Source organism: Stenotrophomonas sp. AC248 (genome assembly GCF_979258185.1).
In genome coordinates this window covers 3,299,685-3,315,911 of sequence record NZ_OZ409840.1, presented here as the reverse complement: position 1 = coordinate 3,315,911, position 16,227 = coordinate 3,299,685, and the positions used below count along the sequence as shown (strand labels likewise).

Below are 16,227 nucleotides of genomic sequence, written 5' to 3'. Positions count from 1 at the left end.
CTCGGCGTGCGCTGGCACATCACGCATCGGCCATTCGTGCACCGACCAACGGTCGGCACCCACCGCAATGTGATCGGTCAGCCCAGGTCGCCCAGCCGCGCCTGTACCGCCGCGATGGCGGCCAACCCGGCCGTTTCGGTGCGCAGGATGCGCGGACCCAGCTGCAGCCCCTGGAAGCCCGCCTCGGCCAATGCCTGCCGATCCCGTGGCGACCAGCCGCCCTCCGGACCGATGGCGATCACCACGCCACCTGGCGCCGGCTTCAGGGTGGACAGGCGATGCTCGCCCAGCGGGTCCAGGGTGAGTTTGAGCGCCTCGGCCGGCACCTGCCGTGCGGCGTCCAGCAGCGATTGCGGCGCCGCAACGCTCGGCACCCGCGCACGCCCGGACTGGCCACAGGCCGACACCACCACGCTGTTCCAGTGCGCCAGCCGCTTTTCCGCGCGCGCCGCATCCAGTTTCACTTCGGTACGTTCGGCGTTGACCGGCACGATCGCGTTGACCCCCAGTTCGGTGGCCTTCTGCAGGATCAGGTCCATCTTCTCGCCGCGGGCGATGCCCTGCAGCAGGGTGATGTGCAGCGGCGATTCGTTGGCCACCGCCAGCGCGGCGTCGATGCGCACCTGGGCATCGCGCTTGCCCACCACCACCAGGGTGGCGCTGTAATCGTGGCCGTCGCCGTTGAACAGCACGCAGCCGTCGCCCTCGCGCAGGCGCATCACCCGGACCAGGTGATTGGCCGCCTCCTCGGGCAGCGACAGGGTCTGGCCCACCGCCAGCGGATTCTCTACATGGCACCGGGTCACGCGCATGCAACAGCCTCCTCGATCGCGGCCAGGGTGGTCTGGGCCAACAGGTCCAGGTGGTCGTCGTCCACGCAGTACGGCGGCATCCAGTACAGCACGTTGCCCAGCGGGCGCAGCACCACGCCGCGCTTGAGCGCGGCGGTGTAGGCATGCAGGCCCACCCGTGCCTCGGCGGGGAACGGGGTGCGCTTGTCGCCGTTGCGGGTCAGTTCGAAGGCCACCACCATCCCCGCCTGGCGCACGTCGGCCACATGCGGGTGGTCGGTGAACGGGGCGGCCAGCGTGCGCATCACCTCGGCGGTGCTGCGGTTGCGCGCGATCACGTCCTCGCCGGCGAAGATGTCCAGCGTGGCCAGCGCCGCGGCGCAGGCCAGCGGATTGCCGGTGTAACTGTGCGAGTGCAGGAATGCGCGCTCGCGCGAATCGTCCAGGAACGCGTCATACAACGCCTGGGTGGCCAGCACCGCCGACAGTGGCAGGAAGCCGCCGGTCAGGCCCTTGGACAGGCACAGCAGGTCGGGCATCACCCCGGCCTGTTCGCAGGCGAACATCGTGCCGGTGCGCCCGAAGCCGGTGGCGATCTCGTCGGCGATCAGGAACGCGCCGTTGGCATCGCACAGTTCGCGCGCACGCTGCAGGTACACCGGGTCGTGCATGCGCATGCCGCCGGCGCACTGCAGCCGCGGTTCCAGGATCACCGCGCAGATCTCGCCGGGGTGTTGGTCGAACAGCGTGGCCAGCGCATCGGCCGCCTGGTGCGCGCGCTGCGCGGCGGTCTGCCCGTCCTCGGCCAGGTAGGCGTCCGGCGAGGGGGCAAACAGCGCCTCGGTCAACAGCGGCGCATACACCCGGCGGTACAGCGGGATGTCGCCCACCGACAGCGCGCCCAGGGTCTCGCCGTGGTAGCCGTTCTCCAGCGCCACGAAGCGGGTGCGGTGGTGCTCGCCCCGGTTGCGGAAGTAGTGGAAGGCCATCTTCAGGGCTACCTCGACCCCGGCCGAGCCGTTGTCGGCATAGAACACCTTGGCCAGCGGGTCACGCCCGGCCTGGCGCGGGGCGATCGCCAGCAGGCGCTCGGCCAGCGCCACGGCCGGCTCATGGCTGAAGCCGGCCAGCATCACCTGTTCCAGCTGGGTGGCCTGCTGGGCGATGGCCGCACCGATCCGCGGGTGCGCATGGCCGAACAGATTGGTCCACCAGCTGCTGACCGCGTCCAGGTAGCGTTTGCCGTCGTGATCGATCAGCCACGGGCCTTCGCCCCGCGCGATCGGCACCAGCGGCAGGGTGTCGGGGTGCTCGCGCATCTGCGTGCACGGATGCCACAGCACGGCCAGGTCGCGTTGCCGCCACCGATCGGCCAGCGTTAAGGGGGCTGGGTCTGCTAGCATTTCAGGCTCATGAAGACGTTTTCACCAGCTCCCATTCTAGAGATGCTCGTATGAGCCGTCGCCTGCCCATCATCCACAAGATCACGGACGAGCAGAGCGGGCCGTTCCAGCGCCAGCACCTTGACCTGGAATTCTCCAATGGCGAGCGCCGCCGCTTCGAGCGGCTGGTCAGCCATGGCCACGGCGCGGTGGTGGTGGTGCCGATGCTGGACGATGAGACGGTGCTGCTGGTGCGTGAATACGCCGCTGGCATGCACCGCTACGAGCTTGGCCTGGTCAAGGGCCGCATCGATGCCGGCGAAAGCCCCGAGCAGGCCGCCGACCGTGAATTGAAGGAAGAGGCCGGTTACGGCGCCCGGCGCCTGGACGTGCTGCGCGCGATGACCCTGGCCCCCACCTACATGAGCCACCAGTCGTGGCTGGTGGTGGCACGCGACCTGTATCCCGAGCGCCTGGTCGGCGACGAGCCCGAGGAACTGGAAGTGGTGCCCTGGAAGCTGGCCGAGCTGGACCAGCTGATGCTGCGTGAGGATTTTTCCGAGGGCCGATCACTGGCGGCGTTGTTCATCGCCCGGCAGTGGCTGGAACGCGGGGAATGATCAAGCTCACCACCGATCTGCGCGAAACCGCCATCGCCATCGCCCAGGACGCCGCCGCCGCCATCATGGCGGTGTATGCCACGCCATTCGATGTGACGATCAAATCCGACCACAGCCCGGTTACCGCCGCCGACCTGGCCGCCAACGCGGTGATCGAACGCGGTCTGCAGCAGCTCACCCCGGACCTGCCGATCCTGTCCGAAGAGTCGGCCCAGGTGCCGTGGGAGGTGCGCCAGCACTGGGGCGCCTACTGGCTGGTGGACCCGCTGGATGGCACCCGCGAGTTCGTCAAGCGCAACGACGAATTCAGCGTCAACATCGCCCTGATCTACCAGGGCGCGCCGGCCTTCGGCGTGGTGCTGGCCCCGGTCAGCGGCATTGCCTGGCACGCCATGCGCGGGGAGCTGGCCTACCGCCGCCTGGGCATGCACGACACCGTGCTGCGCGCGCGCGCACCGGCCACGCCGCCGCTGAAAGTAGCGGCCAGCCGCTCGCACCGCAGCGCGCAGACCGAGGCCCTGCTGGCGCGCATGGGGGACATCGAGGTGGTTGCACAGGGCTCCTCGCTCAAATTCTGCCGGATCGCCGAAGGCACGCTGGACGTGTACCCGCGGCTGGGCCCCACCTCCGAATGGGACACCGCCGCCGGCCAGTGCGTGCTGCACGCCGCCGGGGGCGCGGTGCTGTCGGCGGCCACCGGCAAACCGTTCCGCTACAACCGCCGCGAAAGCCTGTTGAACGGCGATTTCATCGCCCTCGGCGACACCCGCCTGCCGTGGCGCGCGTGGCTGCCGGCCTGACCCGCTGCCGAAGGAGCACTGCATGACCGCCACCGCTGAACTGGACCGCCTGCTGGGCATCATGGCGCGGCTGCGCGACCCGCAGGGCGGCTGCCCCTGGGACCTGCAGCAGGATTTTTCCAGCATCGCGCCGTACACCATCGAGGAAGCCTACGAAGTAGCCGACGCGATCGACCGCGGTGATCTGGTCGACCTGCAGGACGAGCTGGGCGATCTGCTGCTGCAGGTGGTGTTCCATGCGCAGATGGCCAGTGAGCAGGGTGCGTTCGGCTTTGCCGACGTGGCCCGTTCGATCAGCGACAAGATGCAGCGCCGCCACCCGCACGTGTTCGCGCAGGTGCAGGTCGACGGCGCCGAGGACGTGAACGCGAACTGGGAAGCGATCAAGCGTGCCGAGCGTGCCGCCAAGGGCCATGCCGACACCTCCGCACTGGCCGGCATTTCGCGCGGCCTGCCGGAGTGGCAGCGGGCGATGAAGCTGCAGGCGCGTGCGGCGCGGGTCGGGTTCGACTGGCCCGGCCCGGCACCGGTGATCGACAAGGTGCGCGAGGAACTGGACGAGGTGGCCGCCGAGTTCGCGCATGGCGCGGTGGAGGACAACCACGCCCGCCTGCAGGAAGAACTGGGCGACCTGCTGTTCGTCTGCGCCAACCTGGCCCGCCACGCCAAGGTGGACGTGGGCGCGGCGCTGCGCCAGGCCAACCACAAGTTCGAACGCCGCTTCCGGGCGATGGAAGCGCAGGCCGCGGCCGCCGGCCAGTCGATGGCTGCGCTGGACCTGGACGCGCAGGAACAGCTGTGGCAGCAGGCCAAGGCCGACGAAGCCACCCCGTGAAAACGCTGCTGCTGTTCATCCTCACCGCCGTGGCTGAAATCGTCGGCTGCTACCTGCCGTGGCTGTGGCTGCGCAAGGACGGCAGCGCCTGGCTGCTGCTGCCGGCGGCGGCCAGCCTGGCCCTGTTCGCGTGGCTGTTGACCCTGCATCCGGCGGCCAGCGGGCGGGTCTATGCGGCCTACGGCGGGGTCTACATCGGCACCGCGTTGATGTGGCTGTGGCTGGTGGACGGCATTCGCCCCAGCCGCTGGGACCTGCTCGGGGTCGGGCTGTGCCTGGCCGGCATGATGGTCATCATGTTCGCCCCGCGCACCGCGTAAACCGGTGCCACCGATCGCCGGCGGTCACCACGAAAACCATCCACGCACGCGGTAGTGCCGGCCGCTGGCCGGCTCCCCGGAAACCACCCACGCACGCGGTAGTGCCGGCCGCTGGCCGGCTCCCCGGAAACCATCCACGCACGCGGTAGCGCCGGCCGCTGGCCGGCTCCACGGAAACCACCCAGGCACGCGGTAGTGCCGGCCGCTGGCCGGCTCCCCGGAAACCATCCACGCACGCGGTAGCGCCGGCCGCTGGCCGGCTCCTCGACGTCTGTGCAGAGCCGGCCAGCGGCCGGCACTGCCCGGGTAACGCGCTATGCTGCGGTCATCCGGTCCTGCAGGGCGTGCCATGTCCCGCTTCGCCAGCTTCCGTGCCTTTTATCCGTTCTATCTGGACGAACACCGCCATCCGGTGTCGTGCCGGCTGCATTTCATCGGCAGCTGCGGCGTGCTGCTGCTGGTGGCCGTTGCGATCGTGCGCGGCCACCCCGGCTGGCTGCTGGCCGCGCTTGGCTGTGGCTATGGGTTCGCCTGGGTCGGCCATTTTTTCTTCGAGAAGAACCGGCCCGCCACCTTCCAGCATCCGTTTTATTCCTTCGCCGGCGACTGGGTGATGTTCTGGGACATCCTCCGTGGCCGGATCCGGCTGTAGCGTCAGCGTCGCCATGCCCGGGCCACGCCCGGGGTAAAGGAGTACTTCGATGTTTCCAACCGTACTGTTTTCGCTGGTCCTGGCTTTCGTGGCCGTGGTCATCCTGTTCAAGGCGGTGCGGATGGTGCCGCAGGGGTATGAATGGACGGTGGAGCGCTTCGGGCGCTACACCCAAACCATGTCGCCCGGCCTGCACTTCCTGATCCCCATCGTGTACGGGGTAGGGCGCAAGGTGAACATGATGGAGCAGGTGCTGGACGTCCCCGGCCAGGAGGTGATCACCAAGGACAACGCGGCGGTGCGCGTGGACGGCGTGGTGTTCTTCCAGGTGCTGGACGCCTCCAAGGCGGCCTATGAGGTGTCGGTGCTGGAGGTGGCGATGATCGCGCTGGTGCAGACCAACATCCGCACCGTGATCGGCTCGATGGACCTGGATGAATCGCTCAGCCAGCGCGAGGTGATCAACGCCAAGCTGCTGAACGTGGTCGATCACGCGACCAACCCGTGGGGAGTGAAGGTCAACCGGATCGAGATCCGCGACATCCAGCCGCCGCGCGACCTGCTCGACGCCATGGCGCGGCAGATGAAGGCCGAGCGCGAGAAGCGTGCGCAGATCCTGGAGGCCGAAGGGTCGCGGCAGTCGGAGATCCTGCGCGCCGAAGGCGAGAAGCAGGCCGCCGTGCTGGAGGCTGAAGGACGCAAGGAGGCCGCGTTCCGCGATGCCGAAGCACGCGAGCGGTCGGCCGAAGCCGAGGCCAACGCGACCCGGATGGTGTCCGAAGCCATCGCCCAGGGCGATGTGCAGGCGATCAATTACTTCATCGCGCAGAAGTATGTGGAAGCGTTCAAGGAGCTGGCCACCTCGCCCAACCAGAAGCTGGTGCTGATGCCGATGGAGGCCAGCGGCGTCATCGGCTCGATCGCCGGCGTTGCCGAACTGGCGCGCGAGGCGTTTGCCAAACAGGAAGACAAGCGAACCCCGCGCGCCGTTCCGCCGCGGGCAGGAGGCTGAGATGCGCTGGGAAGTTGTCGGGTGGGGCGCGCTGGCGCTGGTGTTGTTCGCCGCCGAGGCGCTGGCGCCGGGTGCCTTCATGCTGTGGATCGGCATCGGTGCGGCGGCGGTCTTCGTGCTGGTGGCAGTGTTCAGCGACGTTCCCCTGCTGTGGCAGGTGGTGGCCTTCGTGCTGCTGTCGGTGGTGTCCATCCAGTGCTACCGGCACTGGGGACGGGGCCGCGACCGGCAGAGCGACACGCCGCTGTTGAACCGCCGCGCGGAGCAGCTGGTGGGGCGGGTGGTGGTGATCGACCAGGACATCGTGGCGGGCAAGGGCCGGGCCAAGATCGACGACGCGTTCTGGGTGGTGGCCGGGCCGGATCTGCCGGCGGGCACCCGCGTGCGGGTGGTGGCGGTGGAGGGCATGACACTGCAGGTGCAGCCGGTCTGACGCAACGCCGCAGGCGTTGTGAAGACGGTTCTGGGATAATGCCGGTCTTGCCTTCATTCCCCCGGAAAAACGGTCATGACCCAGAAGACGCTTCTCAACGACACCCACCGCGCACTCGGCGCAAAGATGGTCGATTTCGGTGGCTGGGACATGCCCATCCATTACGGCTCGCAGCTGGACGAGCACCACCTGGTGCGCGCCGATGCCGGCATGTTCGACGTCAGCCACATGACCGTGGTCGACCTGCGCGGTGAGCAGGTCAAGCCGTTCCTGCGCACGCTGCTGGCCAATTCGGTGGACAAGCTGAAGGCCACCGGCAAGGCGCTGTATTCGTGCATGCTCAACCCGCGCGGCGGGGTCATCGACGACCTGATCGTGTACTACCTGGCCGACGACTTCTTCCGCATGGTGGTCAACGCCTCCACCCGCGAAAAGGACCTGGCCTGGATCCGCGAGCAGGCTGCCGCGTTCAACGTGGACGTCACCGAGCGCGACGACCTGGCGATCATCGCCGTGCAGGGCCCGACCGCGCGTGAGCGGGTGATCGGCCTGGCCGCCGACGGCGACCGTGCCGCGCTTGAGAAGCTGGGCCGCTTCGCCGCGCTGGAGGCTACCGCTGCCAGTGGCACGCCGCTGTTCGTGGCGCGTACCGGCTACACCGGTGAAGACGGTTTCGAGATCCTGCTGCCGCAGGCCGACGTGGTGGCGTTCTGGAATGCGCTGGCCGCCGCAGGCGTGCGCCCGGCCGGGCTGGGCGCGCGCGACACGCTGCGCCTGGAAGCCGGCATGAACCTGTACGGCCAGGACATGGACGAAGACATCACCCCCTACGAAGCCGCGCTGGCCTGGACCGTGGCGCTGGACGAGGGCCGCCCGTTCATCGGCCGTGACGTGCTGGAAGCGCAGAAGGCGGCGGGCGACGCGCGCCAGCTGATCGGCCTGGTGATGGACGAGAAGGGCGTGTTGCGCCACGGCCAGCCGGTGCTCACCGCCAGCGGCCAGGGCGAGATCCTGTCCGGCACGTTCTCCCCGACGCTGGGCAAGGGCATCGCGTTCGCGCGGGTGCCGGCCGGCGAACTGGGCCAGGTGCACGTGGACATCCGCGGCAAGCAGGTGCCGGTGCGCGTGGTGAAGTTCCCGTTCGTGCGCGAAGGCCAGGCCCAGCCGGGCGTGCTCGCCGACGCCTGATTTTTTCCCGGCGCCGACCTGTCAGTGGTCGGCGCCGGTGGTTACACTACCCCCGTTTCTTGACCCCTGAAATTCCTCGGAGCAGTCCCATGAGCGAGATCCCCGGCGACCTCAAATTCCTCAAATCCCATGAGTGGGCACGTGTCGAAGGCAATGGCCGCGTCACCGTCGGTATTTCCGACCACGCCCAGGGCCTGCTTGGCGACCTGGTGTACGTCGAACTGCCGGCGGTGGGCGACGAAGTGAAGGCGGGCCAGCAGGCCGCCGTGGTCGAGTCGGTGAAGGCCGCCTCGGACGTGTACAGCCCGGTCACCGGCACCGTTGTCGAAGTCAACGAAGCGCTGTCGGACAAGCCGGAAACCATCAACGAAGATGCCTACGGCGAAGGCTGGATCTACGTGGTCGAGTTCTCGGCCAACGACGAGTTGAACGATCTGCTGGGCCCGGACGAGTACGCCGAGCTGCTGGAAGACGACGAGCACTGATCGTCGCCTGATCGCGAAGAACGGCCGCCTGGTGCGGCCGTTTTTTTGCCTGCGCGGTGGCCGTCGGCGTCATCGTTATCCGTGTGTGACGAAAACCCCGGCGATGTGGTCGTCCATCGCGACGCCGTCGCCGGCTTATGCGCATCGGTGGGGTACGCATCGGTGTCCGGTCATGAGCACGCGTCGGGGTGTCGGCGCGTGCGTCGGGTGTCCTCGCCGAGCGCGTGCGCGGTGCACATCCGGGTCGCGCGCGTCGGTCGCGGCACGTCGAACCGGTGCGATCGGGGTGGCGGCGACCGCCTGAAAGTTTGCGCATTTGCGTAAATCCGGTAGCAAAAAGCGATCGAAGATGTGAAAAGTTTTCGCCTCCGTTTGGGTGCGGTGTGGGTAGCGTCCGGCGCGCCACCGGGTGCGCGTGCACGGTTGCCCGGATACACGCGGTGCGTGCGCACCAAAAATACGAAAGTGCTTCTTTTAAGCGGTTTTCTTTTCGCGTAGTGCGTGTGTCGCGTGTCCGGTCGCTGCGCGCGCGGCAGCATTGCACGCCGCTGGCGGTGTTCGGCGAGGGTGCCGGCAACCGGTTGCGGGGGCGTTCGGTGTGAAAATTTTTCGCCGGGGTTGTTGACAGTGAAAAAAAGCGTGATTAGGTTTCGCCACAGCAGACCTTGCTGCGAACAGAGTGAGCAGAATCGACATCCAGTCGCGAAGCACAACCTGGACATCCACCTCGCGTCAGAAGACGGTGGAGATGGCTTCGCTTCCCTCAGCGAACCGCAAGGCCCCTTCCCATTCGATACCCGCCTGGCCACCTGCGGTGGGTATCCCCGTATCCGTCACGACGCGCTTGACGCGACGGCGGTCCCCGCGATGTCGCACTGCGGGTTTGCTTTACCTGGGCGTTTCCACTCCATAGATCACTGACGAGGAGCCATCCCATGGCAACCAAGAAAGCTGCGAAGAAAAAGCCGGCCGCCAAAAAGGCCGTCAAGAAGGTAGCCAAGAAAGCCGCCGCCAAGAAGGCCGTGAAGAAGGTAGCCAAGAAGGCGGCTGCCAAGAAGACGGTGAAGAAGGCAGCGAAGAAGGCGACCGCCCGCAAGGCAGTGAAGAAGACGGCAAAGAAGGCAGTCCGCAAGGTTGCCAAGAAGGCCGCCGCCAAGAAGACCGCGAAAAAGGCAGTGAAGAAGACGGCGAAGAAGGCAGTCCGCAAGGTCGCCAAGAAGGCCGCCGCCAAGAAGACCGCCAAGAAAGCCGTTCGCAAGGTAGCCAAGAAGGCCACGGCCAAGAAGGCGACCAAGAAGGCTGCAAAGAAAACAGCAAAGAAGGCCGTACGCAAGGTAGCCAAGAAGGCCACCGCGAAGAAGGCGACCGCGCGCAAGGCTCCGGCCAAGAAGGCGTCCGCCAAGAAAGCGGTGAAGAAGGTTGCAAAGCGCAAGCCGGCCGTTCGCAAGAAGAAGGCCGCTCCGGTCGCCCTGCCGGCAACCCCGGCACCGCTGATCTAACGCAGTTCCCGATGCCGTAACTGAAACCCCTTCCCTGGCAGCCCAGCGGGGAGGGGGTTTTTTTATGGGCATTCGGTATGCGGATCACAGCGCGCGGTGTCCGGTAGAGCCGACCGTTGGTCGGCTGGCTTTGCGGCGATTGCAAGGCAGCCGACCAACGGTCGGCTCTACGGCATCTGCACGCCGCCCCGATTCCCGTAGGCCGCGACGTTGGTCGGCACGGCCCCGCATTCCGTATGCGGATCGCGGTGTCCGGTAGAGCCGACCGTTGGTCGGCTGCCCCTGCGGCGATTGCAAGGCAGCCGACCAACGGTCGGCTCTACGGCATCTGCACGCTGCCCCGATTCCCGTCGGCCGCGACGTTGGTCGGCACGGCCCCGCATTCCGTATGCGGATCACGGTGTCCGGTAGAGCCGACCGTTGGTCGGCTGCCTCTGCGGCGATTGCACGGCAGCCGACCAACGGTCGGCTCTACGACATCTTTTCCGTCGGCCCGACGTTGGGCGGTACGCCCGCATCCCGGTAGGTACCGACCGTTGGTCGGTAGGCTCCCCATCGCACCCCAAACCAAAAAAAAAGGCGGCCAACCGGCCGCCTTTTCGATCCATCCCGCGCCGCGATCAGCGTGGCGACGCCACCGCGCGGTTGGACGACACGCCCTTGCGCTTGGTCGCCGGGGCGCCGTCTTCCACCATCAGGTTGTCACTGCCGAAGTCGGTGTCCACGTCCAGCCAGCGTTGGGTGGGCAGGCCCATGGCCTGGTCCAGCACGGTCGGCAGCAGGCCGCTGGGCAGGCTGCTTTCGCCGTTCCACATGATGGCGATGCCCAGGTCGCGTTCGGGCACCAGCGCGACCAGGCCGCGATAGCCCTGCACGGCACCGGCGTGGAAAATCACCTCATGCCCGGCGTAGTCGAAGTTGCGCCAGCCCAGTGCATACCCGGCCGAGTGCAGGCGCTCGCGGCGCCAGCCCGAGCGCATCTCGCCGGGGGTGTTGATCAGGGTCGAGTGCAGCGTGGCCAGCAGCGGCGCTGGCAGCACGTCGGGACGGTGGCCGGTGTGGGCCAGCAGCCACTGCGCCATGTCGCTGGCGCTGGCATTGACGCCGGCTGCAGGCGCCAGGCGATAGTAGGTGGGCTTGGGGTTCAGCGACACCCAGCCGTTGCGGCTGCGCACGTGCGGGCGCGCCCAGCGCGAACTGGCCTGGATGCCGGCCAGGCCGAGGCTGGCGTCGTCCATGCCCAGCGGCTTGAACAGGCGGCGTTCCACCGACTGTTCGTAGAAGCTGCCGGAGGCCGCGTAGACCACGTCGCCGATCAGGCTGAAGGCCACGTTCTGGTAGGCATAGCAATCGCCCGGCAGGCACTTGAGCGAGGTCGAGGCCAGCTTGTGGGTGAGCGTGTAGTACTCGGCGTTGGCTTCCACGTCGCGGTCGTACGCGTTGTAGGGCAGGCCGACGCGGTGGCTGAGCAGGTCGGCCACGGTCAGGCGTTCGGTGGCCTCCGGCGAGCTCAGCTGGAAGCCGGGCACGTAGTCGGTGACCTTGCTGTCCCAGCGCAGCGTGCCGTCGTTGACCAGCAGGCCGGCCATGGTGCCGGCGAAGGCCTTGGACAGCGATGCCAGGCGGAACACGGTGTGCGCATCGACCATCTGCGGGTTGTTGACGTCGGTGACGCCGTAGCCGCGCGCGCTGAGCACGCGGCCGCCCTGGACGATGGCCACGGCCATGCCGGGCACGCGCTCGCCGTAGGTCAGCTGCTGGGCCATGGCTTCGATCGCGGCCACGTTGAAGCCCTGTGCCGGCGGCAGCACCTGCACATTCGCGGACGTGGTGCGATAGGCGGCCGGCTGGGTGTGCGCGATCGTCGCGGTGTTTTCGATGTTGACCGGGAAGGCGCCCGGCGCAGCACTGGGCGTCTGTGCAGTAGACGACATGGCGATGGGCATCAACATGCCCAGCAACCCGGTGGCCGCCGAACGGATCGGGCGACGCCTGCTGTTCTGATTCATCGTTCTGGACCCGTGCGCAACTGCTGTGCGTGATTCTAGCGCTGCTTTTCCTGATTGCACAAACCAAGCGAAGATGAATGCGTATCTGGTTGAAAAGGCGCGGTTTTTGCATCCGTAGCGTGCGCCCTGCCAGCACCGGCGGCGCAGCCCTGTTCAGCTTGCCCCGGCCGCCTCGATGATCCACTGCGCGGCGCGTTCGGCCAGCATGATGGTGGGTGCGTTGGTATTGCCGCTGACCAGGCGGGGCATCACCGACGCGTCCACCACGCGAAGACCGCGCACGCCGCGCACGCGCAGTTGCGGGTCGACCACGGCGTCGGCATGGGTGCCCATCGCGCAGGTGCCCACCGGGTGGTAGATGGTCTCGGCCTTGGCGCGGATGAAGGCCTCCAGCGCCGCCTCGTCCAGGTCCTGGCGCGGCGGGTAGATCGGCGCCCCGCGCCAGCGGTCGAACGCCGGCTGGCGCAGGATCTCGGCCGACATCCGCACGCATGCTTTCATCATCGCCAGATCCGCCCCCTCGGCGTCACTGAGGTAGTTGGCCTGGATCCGCGGCGGCGAGGCGGGGTTGGCATCGCGCAGACTGATCCGGCCCCGGCTGCGCGGGTGCAGGGCACACGCATGCAGCGTGTAGCCGTCGCCCGGCAGGCGGTGGCGGCCGTGGTTGTCCAGCATCGCCGGCACGAAGTGGAACTGCACGTCGGCGCGTGCGTCGCCGGCCAGCGGTGAGCGGGCGAAGCCACCGGCTTCGGCAATGTTGCTGGTGCCGGCGCCGCGGCGGCCACGCAGGAAGTAGTCGAAGGCGATCCGCGCCTGGCTGCTGCGGTCGTAGCTCACGCCCGGATGGGTATGCACCAGCGTGCAGATGTCCAGGTGGTCCTGCAGGTTCGCACCCACGCCCGGCAGGTCGGCACGCACGTCGATGCCCTGCGCGCGCAGCGGGGCGGCCCCGCCGATGCCCGACAGCATCAGCAGCTGCGGCGAGTGCACCGCACCGGCGCTGAGGATCACCTCGGCGCTGGCCGCGGCATGCCGATGCCGGCGACCGTGGCGGAAATACACCCCCGTGGCGGTGTCGCCATCGAAGCCCAGCGCGGTGGCATGCGCGCCGGTGAGCACGGTGAGGTTGCGCCGGGCACGGGCCGGGTGCAGGTAGGCGGTCGCGCTGGAGCACCGCGCGCCATCGCGCTGGGTGACCTGGTACAGGCCCACCCCGAGCTGCCCGGCGCCGTTGAAGTCGTCGTTGCGCGCATGCCCGGCCTGCACGGCAGCATCGAGGAACGCGTCGGAGAGCGGGTTGTGGTGGCGCAGGTCGGCGACCGACAACGGGCCGGCGTCGCCGTGCAGGGTGCTGCCGCCGCGGCTGTTGGTTTCGCTGTACAGGAACCACGGCAGCACCTGCGCCCACCCCCAGCCCTCGGCGCCGTCGGCGGCCCAGCCGTCGTAGTCGGCGGGTACGCCGCGCACATAGCACATCGCGTTGATCGCACTGGAACCGCCCAGCACCTTGCCACGCGGCCACCACAGCCGGCGGCCTGCCAGGGCCGGCTCGGCGTCGGTGTCCAGGTTCCAGTTGATGCGGCGGTTGTTGACCAGCCGCGCCAATCCGGCCGGCATGTGGATGAACGGGTTGCGGTCGCGCGGACCGGCTTCCAGCAGCAGCACGCGGCAACGCGGGTCGGCGCTGAGCCGGTTGGCCAGCACGCAGCCGGCCGACCCTGCGCCGACGATGATGTAGTCGTACGTGTCCGTCCCCACGGCTGGCGGCCCCTTCGATAGGTAGCCCCGAGCATAGGGCAGCGCGGCCCGCGGCGGGGCAACGCGATCATGGCTACGCAGCGTTGCGCGGATGAGGGGCGCTGCTACTGGCGATGTTGCGGTGCATCGTTTACCTTGCGCGCTTTCCTGCCCGGAGTTTCCACGATGCCGCCGTTGTCACGCCGCCCGTACCGGGAGTGGGTGCGATGAGTGCTGCAGCAACGGCCCCGGTGCGGCCGGGCCTGCGCGGGGCGCTGCGGCAGTCGCCGCCGCTGATCTGGGCGTGCGTGTACTTCTTCTGCCTGCTCAGCGGCTACTACGTGCTGCGCCCGGTGCGTGAGGCGATGGCCGCCTCGGCCGACGCGCAGGCAGTGTTCCCGCCCGTGTTGATCAACTGGTTCAGCGCACACGGCATCGCGATGCAGGACTTCGTGCTGCAGTTCCTGTTCACCGGTGTGTTCCTGATCATGCTGGTGCTGCAGCCGCTGTATGGCGCGGTGGTCAGCCGCTACGCGCGGCGGGTATTCCTGCCGGCGGTGTATGGCTTCTTCATTGTCTGCCTGCTGGGCTTCTACCTGATGTTCGACAGCGGCGTGCCGGGGCGTGGCATGGCGTTCTTCTTCTGGGCCGCGGTGTTCAACCTGTTTGCGGTGGCGGTGTTCTGGAGCTTCATGGCCGACGTGTTCTCCAACGCCCAGGCGCGCGCGGTGTACGGCTACATCGGGGCGGCCGGCACCCTCGGCGCGTTCCTGGGGCCGATCATCACCGCGGCGCTGGTGCAGCGGGTCGGGATCGCCAATCTGATGCTGGTCTCGGCCGGCTTCCTGAGCGCCTGCCTGGTGTGCATCTGGCGGCTGCGGTTGTGGGCGGTGGCGCGCGAGCAGGAGCAGCAGCTGGCCTCCGGTGAAACGCCGATGGGTGGCAGCGTGCTCGATGGCCTGAAGCTGATCGCGCGTGAGCCGCTGCTGCGCTGGCTGGCGGTGCTGGTGCTGTTCGGGGTGGGGGTGGGCACGCTGCTGTACAACGAGCAGGCCGCGATCGCCCGCCAGTTCTATCCGGACGAGGCGGCGCGGACCGCGTTCTATTCGCAGATCGACCTGGCGGTGAACGCGCTGACCCTGGTGCTGCAGCTGGGCCTGACCCGGTGGCTGCTGTCGCGCCACGGCATCGCGCCAGCACTGCTGATTCCCGGCGTGGCGATCATCTTCGGCTTCCTGCTGCTGGCCGCCTGGCCGTTGGCGCTGATGGTGGCGATCGTGCAGGTGATGACCCGCGCCAGCGAGTTCTCGCTGGCCAAGCCCGCGCGCGAAACGATCTACACCCGGGTGGACCGCCAGTGGCGCTACAAGGCCGGCGCGGCGATCGACACGGTGGTCTACCGCGGGGCCGACCTGACCTTCGCCTGGGTGCACAAGGGGCTGTCGCTGTTCGGGTCGCACGCGGTGTTCGCCGGGGGCGTGGTGGTTGCTGGCTGCATGACGGCCGCGGCCATCGGCCTGCTGCACGAAGAAAAGAAGCTGCCGGGCGAGCGCCCGGAGTAAGCTTCATCGACCCTCTTCAAGGCCTGCCCATGTACTGGACCGCACTGACCCTGACCCTGCTGGTCGCCCTGCTGCACGTGTATTTCCTCGTGCTGGAAATGTTCCTGTGGACCAAGCCGTTGGGGTTGAAGACCTTCCGCAACACGCCGGAAAAGGCCGAAACCACCCGCGTGCTGGCGGCCAACCAGGGGCTCTACAACGGCTTCCTCGCCGCCGGGCTGTTCTGGGGGCTGTTCGACCACCTGCCGATGCTGGTCAACTTCATGCTGGGCTGCGTGATCGTGGCCGGCTGCTACGGCGCCTACAGCGTCAACAAGCGCATCTTCTTCATCCAGGCCGTGCCGGCGATCCTGGCCGTGGCCGCGTGGTGGATGGTCCCCGCCTGACCCCTGCGGTAGAGCCACCCCATGGGTGGCTGCGCGGCACCAATCAGCGCTTGACCGGTGACACCCACATGGCGATCCGCGCCTGGAACACGGCCGTGCCGGCGTCGTCGCACACCTGCACATTCACCGGCAGCGCATAGCCGGCCTCGGCGGCCACGATCGGCTGCTCCGGCGTGGCCACGGCATGCTGCGTGCCCGTTGCCTTGGCCAGGTACTGCACCTCCATGCCCTTGGGGATCCAGCGCATGCCCTTGGGCAGCGAGGCATCGACCATCAGCCCCGCGGTGAGCTCGGCCAGATTGCACAGCGCGATCGCGTGCACGGTGCCGATATGGTTGGTGACTTTGCGCCGGTGCGCGATGCGCCCTTCGCAACGGCCGGGCTCGAGCAGGGTGATGCGCGGGGCGATGCTGGCGAAGTAGGGCGCCTTGAAACACACCGCGCGGGAGAACAGCCAGCTGCCGGCAGGCCAGCGCTGCATGCGGCGATACAGATTCAACAGGGGAGCGGACATGG

17 protein-coding genes are annotated in these 16,227 nt (G+C 68.1%); 12 read left to right on the top strand and 5 right to left on the bottom strand.

Annotated features, from left to right (window positions below; genetic code table 11):
- Positions 1-77 precede the first annotated feature (77 nt).
- Both ACZ0AE_RS15035 and bioA read right to left on the bottom strand, forming a co-directional pair.
- A complete protein-coding gene (locus ACZ0AE_RS15035; protein WP_463601491.1) occupies positions 78-812 on the bottom strand; it encodes a 16S rRNA (uracil(1498)-N(3))-methyltransferase in 735 nt (244 codons plus the stop codon).
- The gene (bioA, locus tag ACZ0AE_RS15030) at positions 803-2,194 is read right to left on the bottom strand and encodes an adenosylmethionine--8-amino-7-oxononanoate transaminase (protein WP_141057572.1); all 1,392 of its coding nucleotides are present in this window, start codon (positions 2,192-2,194) and stop codon (positions 803-805) included. Before bioA ends, ACZ0AE_RS15035 begins: the two co-directional genes overlap by 10 nt.
- 50 nt (positions 2,195-2,244) lie before the next feature.
- Between bioA and nudE the strand changes: the two genes are divergently transcribed.
- The 10 genes from nudE to ACZ0AE_RS14980 all read left to right on the top strand — a co-directional run bounded on the left by nudE (position 2,245) and on the right by ACZ0AE_RS14980 (position 10,017).
- Complete coding sequence (gene nudE, locus ACZ0AE_RS15025) at positions 2,245-2,793, top strand: ADP compounds hydrolase NudE (RefSeq protein ID WP_038686798.1); 549 nt, start codon at positions 2,245-2,247, stop codon at positions 2,791-2,793.
- Positions 2,790-3,593: a 3'(2'),5'-bisphosphate nucleotidase CysQ gene (cysQ, locus tag ACZ0AE_RS15020; protein WP_463601490.1), complete on the top strand. Its 804-nt coding sequence runs from the start codon at positions 2,790-2,792 to the stop codon at positions 3,591-3,593. Before nudE ends, cysQ begins: the two co-directional genes overlap by 4 nt.
- Before the next feature lie 22 nt (positions 3,594-3,615).
- Positions 3,616-4,428, top strand: a complete 813-nt coding sequence (gene mazG / locus ACZ0AE_RS15015; protein WP_463601489.1) for a nucleoside triphosphate pyrophosphohydrolase — start codon at positions 3,616-3,618, stop codon at positions 4,426-4,428.
- Entirely contained in the window at positions 4,425-4,748 is a 324-nt protein-coding gene (locus ACZ0AE_RS15010) for a YnfA family protein (RefSeq protein WP_038686803.1), read from the top strand. Before mazG ends, ACZ0AE_RS15010 begins: the two co-directional genes overlap by 4 nt.
- A gap of 349 nt (positions 4,749-5,097) precedes the next feature.
- Positions 5,098-5,400, top strand: coding sequence for an Mpo1-like protein (locus ACZ0AE_RS15005; protein ID WP_463601488.1), 303 nt, complete (start codon positions 5,098-5,100; stop codon positions 5,398-5,400).
- 49 nt (positions 5,401-5,449) lie between these two features.
- Positions 5,450-6,412: an SPFH domain-containing protein gene (locus ACZ0AE_RS15000; RefSeq protein WP_463601487.1), complete on the top strand. Its 963-nt coding sequence runs from the start codon at positions 5,450-5,452 to the stop codon at positions 6,410-6,412.
- Position 6,413: 1 nt separating this feature from the next.
- Positions 6,414-6,845 carry an NfeD family protein gene (locus tag ACZ0AE_RS14995; protein WP_463601486.1) on the top strand — a complete coding sequence of 144 codons (432 nt, stop codon included), beginning with the start codon at positions 6,414-6,416 and terminating at the stop codon, positions 6,843-6,845.
- Between the two features lie 75 nt (positions 6,846-6,920).
- Complete coding sequence (gene gcvT, locus ACZ0AE_RS14990) at positions 6,921-8,033, top strand: glycine cleavage system aminomethyltransferase GcvT (RefSeq protein WP_463601485.1); 1,113 nt, start codon at positions 6,921-6,923, stop codon at positions 8,031-8,033.
- Positions 8,034-8,122: 89 nt separating this feature from the next.
- On the top strand, positions 8,123-8,518 hold the full coding sequence (gcvH, locus tag ACZ0AE_RS14985; RefSeq protein WP_038686813.1) for a glycine cleavage system protein GcvH: 396 nt from the start codon (positions 8,123-8,125) through the stop codon (positions 8,516-8,518).
- A gap of 935 nt (positions 8,519-9,453) precedes the next feature.
- Entirely contained in the window at positions 9,454-10,017 is a 564-nt protein-coding gene (locus ACZ0AE_RS14980) for a hypothetical protein (RefSeq protein ID WP_038686815.1), read from the top strand.
- Positions 10,018-10,637: 620 nt separating this feature from the next.
- Here the strand turns inward: ACZ0AE_RS14980 and ACZ0AE_RS14975 are convergent.
- On the bottom strand, positions 10,638-12,026 hold the full coding sequence (locus tag ACZ0AE_RS14975) for a serine hydrolase domain-containing protein (protein ID WP_038686817.1): 1,389 nt from the start codon (positions 12,024-12,026) through the stop codon (positions 10,638-10,640).
- A gap of 153 nt (positions 12,027-12,179) precedes the next feature.
- Complete coding sequence (locus ACZ0AE_RS14970) at positions 12,180-13,784, bottom strand: GMC family oxidoreductase (RefSeq protein WP_463601484.1); 1,605 nt, start codon at positions 13,782-13,784, stop codon at positions 12,180-12,182.
- 206 nt (positions 13,785-13,990) lie between these two features.
- On the opposite strand from ACZ0AE_RS14970, the gene ACZ0AE_RS14965 reads away from it, so the two are divergent.
- Both ACZ0AE_RS14965 and ACZ0AE_RS14960 read left to right on the top strand, forming a co-directional pair.
- Positions 13,991-15,325 carry an NTP/NDP exchange transporter gene (locus ACZ0AE_RS14965; RefSeq protein ID WP_463601483.1) on the top strand — a complete coding sequence of 445 codons (1,335 nt, stop codon included), beginning with the start codon at positions 13,991-13,993 and terminating at the stop codon, positions 15,323-15,325.
- 29 nt (positions 15,326-15,354) lie between these two features.
- A complete protein-coding gene (locus ACZ0AE_RS14960; RefSeq protein WP_038686823.1) occupies positions 15,355-15,711 on the top strand; it encodes a DUF1304 domain-containing protein in 357 nt (118 codons plus the stop codon).
- Positions 15,712-15,754: 43 nt separating this feature from the next.
- Here ACZ0AE_RS14960 and ACZ0AE_RS14955 read toward each other — a convergent pair whose 3' ends face one another.
- Positions 15,755-16,225: a hotdog fold domain-containing protein gene (locus ACZ0AE_RS14955; protein WP_463601482.1), complete on the bottom strand. Its 471-nt coding sequence runs from the start codon at positions 16,223-16,225 to the stop codon at positions 15,755-15,757.
- Between the last annotated feature and the right edge of the window lie 2 nt (positions 16,226-16,227).

Bases quoted from the DNA above. Each gene is read 5' to 3' on its own strand.
- ACZ0AE_RS15035 (WP_463601491.1), bottom strand. From the start codon at position 812: ATGCGCGTGACCCGGTGCCATGTAGAGAATCCGCTGGCGGTGGGCCAG.
- bioA (WP_141057572.1), bottom strand. From the start codon at position 2,194: ATGCTAGCAGACCCAGCCCCCTTAACGCTGGCCGATCGGTGGCGGCAA.
- nudE (WP_038686798.1), top strand. From the start codon at position 2,245: ATGAGCCGTCGCCTGCCCATCATCCACAAGATCACGGACGAGCAGAGC.
- cysQ (WP_463601490.1), top strand. From the start codon at position 2,790: ATGATCAAGCTCACCACCGATCTGCGCGAAACCGCCATCGCCATCGCC.
- mazG (WP_463601489.1), top strand. From the start codon at position 3,616: ATGACCGCCACCGCTGAACTGGACCGCCTGCTGGGCATCATGGCGCGG.
- ACZ0AE_RS15005 (WP_463601488.1), top strand. From the start codon at position 5,098: ATGTCCCGCTTCGCCAGCTTCCGTGCCTTTTATCCGTTCTATCTGGAC.
- ACZ0AE_RS15000 (WP_463601487.1), top strand. From the start codon at position 5,450: ATGTTTCCAACCGTACTGTTTTCGCTGGTCCTGGCTTTCGTGGCCGTG.
- ACZ0AE_RS14995 (WP_463601486.1), top strand. From the start codon at position 6,414: ATGCGCTGGGAAGTTGTCGGGTGGGGCGCGCTGGCGCTGGTGTTGTTC.
- gcvT (WP_463601485.1), top strand. From the start codon at position 6,921: ATGACCCAGAAGACGCTTCTCAACGACACCCACCGCGCACTCGGCGCA.
- gcvH (WP_038686813.1), top strand. From the start codon at position 8,123: ATGAGCGAGATCCCCGGCGACCTCAAATTCCTCAAATCCCATGAGTGG.
- ACZ0AE_RS14980 (WP_038686815.1), top strand. From the start codon at position 9,454: ATGGCAACCAAGAAAGCTGCGAAGAAAAAGCCGGCCGCCAAAAAGGCC.
- ACZ0AE_RS14975 (WP_038686817.1), bottom strand. From the start codon at position 12,026: ATGAATCAGAACAGCAGGCGTCGCCCGATCCGTTCGGCGGCCACCGGG.
- ACZ0AE_RS14965 (WP_463601483.1), top strand. From the start codon at position 13,991: ATGAGTGCTGCAGCAACGGCCCCGGTGCGGCCGGGCCTGCGCGGGGCG.
- ACZ0AE_RS14960 (WP_038686823.1), top strand. From the start codon at position 15,355: ATGTACTGGACCGCACTGACCCTGACCCTGCTGGTCGCCCTGCTGCAC.
- ACZ0AE_RS14955 (WP_463601482.1), bottom strand. From the start codon at position 16,225: ATGTCCGCTCCCCTGTTGAATCTGTATCGCCGCATGCAGCGCTGGCCT.